General features: G+C 45.5%; 3 protein-coding genes and 1 pseudogene. 1 reads left to right on the top strand and 3 read right to left on the bottom strand.

Features of this window, described 5'->3' with window-relative positions:
• Positions 1–210: 210 nt before the first annotated feature.
• From V7K45_RS09310 to V7K45_RS09300, 3 genes are all read right to left on the bottom strand, one after another.
• Complete coding sequence (locus tag V7K45_RS09310) at positions 211–1,080, bottom strand: alpha/beta fold hydrolase (RefSeq protein WP_335002603.1); 870 nt, start codon at positions 1,078–1,080, stop codon at positions 211–213.
• Between the two features lie 215 nt (positions 1,081–1,295).
• Positions 1,296–1,964, bottom strand: a complete 669-nt coding sequence (locus V7K45_RS09305) for an MOSC domain-containing protein (RefSeq protein WP_335002601.1) — start codon at positions 1,962–1,964, stop codon at positions 1,296–1,298.
• Between the two features lie 81 nt (positions 1,965–2,045).
• Positions 2,046–2,957: an SDR family NAD(P)-dependent oxidoreductase gene (locus V7K45_RS09300; RefSeq protein ID WP_335002599.1), complete on the bottom strand. Its 912-nt coding sequence runs from the start codon at positions 2,955–2,957 to the stop codon at positions 2,046–2,048.
• A gap of 252 nt (positions 2,958–3,209) precedes the next feature.
• Between V7K45_RS09300 and V7K45_RS09295 the strand changes: the two are divergent.
• Positions 3,210–3,983: pseudogene (locus V7K45_RS09295) on the top strand (IS701 family transposase); the annotation flags it as partial.

The raw sequence follows: 3,983 nt of genomic DNA, 5'->3' as shown, positions 1-3,983 counted from the left end.
ATTTTATCGTACAGACTAACTAATTTAAGATGATTGCATTTACGGGCTACAGCCTAGCCACACAAAGGCTTTAACTGTTTTCGGAGATGTCTATTCTGCGACTTATTTACGATCGGCAAAACCAAGTGCTTGATAGATTAAAGGTGCATTGATAGCGATATTTTTCACCAGAGTATGAGCCATGCTGGGATAATCCATCATTTCCACCGATCAGGTGAGAACGGATTGCAGTCGTGATGTGAGAAATTGAGCGATATAGTTTGCGATCGCATCCCCGTCCTCTTCCAGGGCAAAATGTCCGGTATCGAGTAGATGGAACTCAACGTCTTTCAAGTCACGCTGGTAGGGATAAGCACCGTCAGCAGGAAAGATGTAGTCGTTCTTGCCCCAAACAATCAGGGTAGGGGGTTGATACTGGCGAAAATACTCCTGCCATTGGGGATAGAGCGGTGGATTCGTACCATAGCTATACAGCAGTGCCAGTTGAATCTCACCGTTGCCAGGGCGATCGAGGAAATGTTGATCGATAGTCCAGGTATCGGGGCTGATTGCTTCTAGATTGCGAACACCATTGGTATATTGCCACTTCGTCGCTTCCAGGGTGACAAGATATTTGAGCTTTTCAGCATTCTCAGGCGATCGCTCTTGCCAGTATGCCTTAATCGGTTCCCAAAATTCGCGCAGACCTTCCTCGTAAGCATTGCCATTTTGAACAATCAGAGATTGCACGCGCTCTGGATATTTAGCGGCAATTCGATAGCCTATCGGTGCGCCATAATCCATCACATAAAGACTGTACTTTTTGAGAGCGATCGCAGCAATGAATTTTTCCACAATCTCAGCCAAATTATCAAACGTGTAATCAAACTCATTTACTGTAGGCATCGAACTGTTGCCGTAGCCAGGATAATCAAGTGCAACGAGATGGAATTTATCAGCAAGTGCTGGTATGAGATTGCGGAACATGTGAGAGGAAGTTGGAAAGCCGTGCAATAACAGAATCGTTGGATTATCACGAGAACCCGCTTCACGATAGAAGATGTCTAAACCATCAATGGAAACTGTGCGATATGTAGTCATAGGATTACTCTTTGTAAGTGATAAAAGTGAGATGATGGCGTTTTCCGACAGGTCGATCTATCTCACATCCTGACGACCGAAGAGGGGTAAAGGGCGCAAGCCCCTGTTTTTAAACATAGAGAAAGAAAAAAGATGTATTTCCAGATACGTAGTACGAGAAATACAGCCTCATAGTATCAAGCCCCTAACTTTAGTTATGGGGTTCCCTTTCCCCTTTAACCTTTACCCTTTTCCCCGCCCGAAGGGCGTTGACGGATCTGCTCCTGAAAGTAGTCCCGCCAGCTTTCAGGTAAGGCTTCCAGTTGAGCAGCACGATGCAGTAACTCTGGATTGTTTCGCTCACGAACATAAAGCTGAATGATATTAGCAACAGTAATATTGTTAGTATCTCGACTCATCAACTCTAAAGTGTCTCCAGCGACCACTTCGCCCTCTTGCAAAACCCGAAAGTAAAATCCGGTGCGACGACTGGCGAGAAATCGTTTCACCATATCCGATCGCCCAAAGCGAATCCCTAGTTTGTAGCAGGGTAAGCGCGGTTGAGTCACCATTAGTTCCGCACTGCCGATTTTGAAGCGATCGCCAATGTTTAATTCTTCTTCTCTCAATCCTGTAACTGTGAAATTTTCACCAAAGATTCCTGGCGTTAACTCTGTGTCAGGCAATTCATCTCGCCAGTAGTCGTAATGCTCAAAGGGATAGACATAAACTGCTTTGTCAACTCCGCCATGAACGGTGAGATCCGCTTGGCGATCGCCATCTAAATTGAGTTCGCGCACCATCACTCTGGCATTAACTGGCTCTTTGAAAATTCCAGTGCGGACGGCTTTTCCTTTCCAGGACACTTCACGCGGCAGGCCGACATTAACAGAGATCAGCTTCATCTTCAACTCCTTTTGGACTTTAAATCTGTGCCATACCGCCATCGACTTGGCTGTGGCAAGACCGATACCACTATTGCCAGATCAAGCGAGCAGGCGCAACGATTCATTCCAGAGCCGCTCGGCATTGTCTGGGTTCAGGGCGTAGGGGGCAACTCCGCTTATATAGCCGTTCCCGTTGGTGACGAGAGTGGCTTCATTGCAGTCCTCGAAATAGCGTCCGCCAACGCCCTTTAGTAGCGGAGATGTTGCCAACAGAACGGAAGTTGCCGCACCCTGCGCTATTGTCTTCTGCCGCTCAGGTGGGGTTCTAAGACCCCCAGTATGACGCTGGAGGTTGGTTGCGATCGCCCCAGGCATCAAGGCATTAGCGGTAATGCCATCCTTGAACCAGCGCGCAGTAGCACCCACAGCAAAGAGGATACTTGCGGTCTTGGACTGTCCATACGCCAACCACGGATCGTAAGGACGGAACATGAAGTGAATATCATCGAACACAATGGGCGACATCAGGTGCGCGCTAGAACTAACCAACACGATACGAGCGGCACCCTCTGCTGCGAGAGCGTCGTGTAGTCCGAGCGCTAGGGCAAAGTGTCCGAGATAGTTAGTGGCAAATTGCACCTCCCAGTCTTCGGGTGTGCGCTGTTCGGGCAGTGCCATTACCCCTGCATTATTAACGAGGATGTGCAGCGGCTCACGCCAGGCAGCAATGAACTTGGCAATTGAGTTGCGATCGCTTAAATCAAGCAAAGCAACATGAATATTCTGGTTCCCAGTAGTAGCCATAATGTCAGCCGCGGCTTGCGCTCCAGCATCGGTATTACGCACAGCTAGGGTGACGATCGCTCCAGTTTGAGCCAGTGCTCGCGCCGTTTCTGTGCCGATGCCCGATGCGGCTCCCGTAACGATTGCCCGCTTGCCGGAAAGATCAATTCCTTCTACGACCTCGGCGGCGGTGGAATGTCGTCCAAATGGTGTTGTAATCAGTGCCATTGTGTATTCCTTTACAGAGGTCGAGTGTTCTGTTTGCCTAACATCGACCGATAAACGCTCAACAGGTATGATAATCTGAGATTGATTAAAGACGATCGCCTGTTTCTAAATAGATGAATACGCCGGATTTTGGACGTTAGATTTGCTGAGAACCGTTCGTGCTGTGTGACCTGCTTTAACCCTCTTCTGTCACTTTCCGGGTATTCTGAATAAAAGAATAAAAAAATAAAACCCTGAAAGGTAAGTAGGTCAATGGATGTAGAATTACAAATCTTGAAACATTTGGCAAGAGATGCTCACCCAACAGTTGCCACCATAGATGAATATTGTGCAGAGTATAAAGACCTGTTTAAAGAAGTAAGAAATTATGAGTGCTTCAAATATTTACATCTGGGAATAATGTCCCAAATTCAAAGAAAATCATTACCAGAGATAGCGAAAGTCGTAAGTATTAACTCAGCTCAGTCATTACATCACTTTCTAGCCAATTCAGATTGGTCAGTAAATAAGTTAAAACAACGAAGATTAAATAGATTGAAGAAAGAATTAGATGGTCAGGCAATTACAGTAGTCATAGATGAAACCGGAGATAGAAAAAAAGGTAAAAAGACCGGAGGCGGAGCGTCTCCGGCTCCGCTGATTATGTAGCTAGACAATATTTGGGAAGCGTGGGAAAGATAGATAATGGGATAGTTTCAGTCAATGCTTATGGAGTTTACTCTAATATAACTTTTCCACTAATTGTAAAAGTATTTAAACCAAAAGGAACACTAAAGGAGTCGGATAAATACAAAACGAAAATAGAGTTAGCATCAGAAATTATTACAGAGCTAATTGAATCAGGGTTTAATATTGAATTAGTACTGGCTGATAGTTTATATGCTGAAAGTAGCCAATTTATTAGAAAAATAGCTGAATACAATTTAGCTTATGTTGTATCAATAAGAAGTAATCATGGAGTCTGGCTGCCAGCAGGGCAAGGCGTTAGGGCGAATAAATGGTGTAAATTTGAAAGAACATTTAGCA

This window comes from Nostoc sp., assembly GCF_036917375.1.
GTDB lineage: Bacteria > Cyanobacteriota > Cyanobacteriia > Cyanobacteriales > Nostocaceae > Nostoc.
This window is presented reverse-complemented; position numbering and strand designations above follow the sequence as displayed.

Excerpts from the sequence above, each read along its gene's own strand:
- V7K45_RS09310 (WP_335002603.1), bottom strand. The coding sequence starts at position 1,080 with ATGACTACATATCGCACAGTTTCCATTGATGGTTTAGACATCTTCTAT.
- V7K45_RS09300 (WP_335002599.1), bottom strand. The coding sequence starts at position 2,957 with ATGGCACTGATTACAACACCATTTGGACGACATTCCACCGCCGCCGAG.
- V7K45_RS09305 (WP_335002601.1), bottom strand. The coding sequence starts at position 1,964 with ATGAAGCTGATCTCTGTTAATGTCGGCCTGCCGCGTGAAGTGTCCTGG.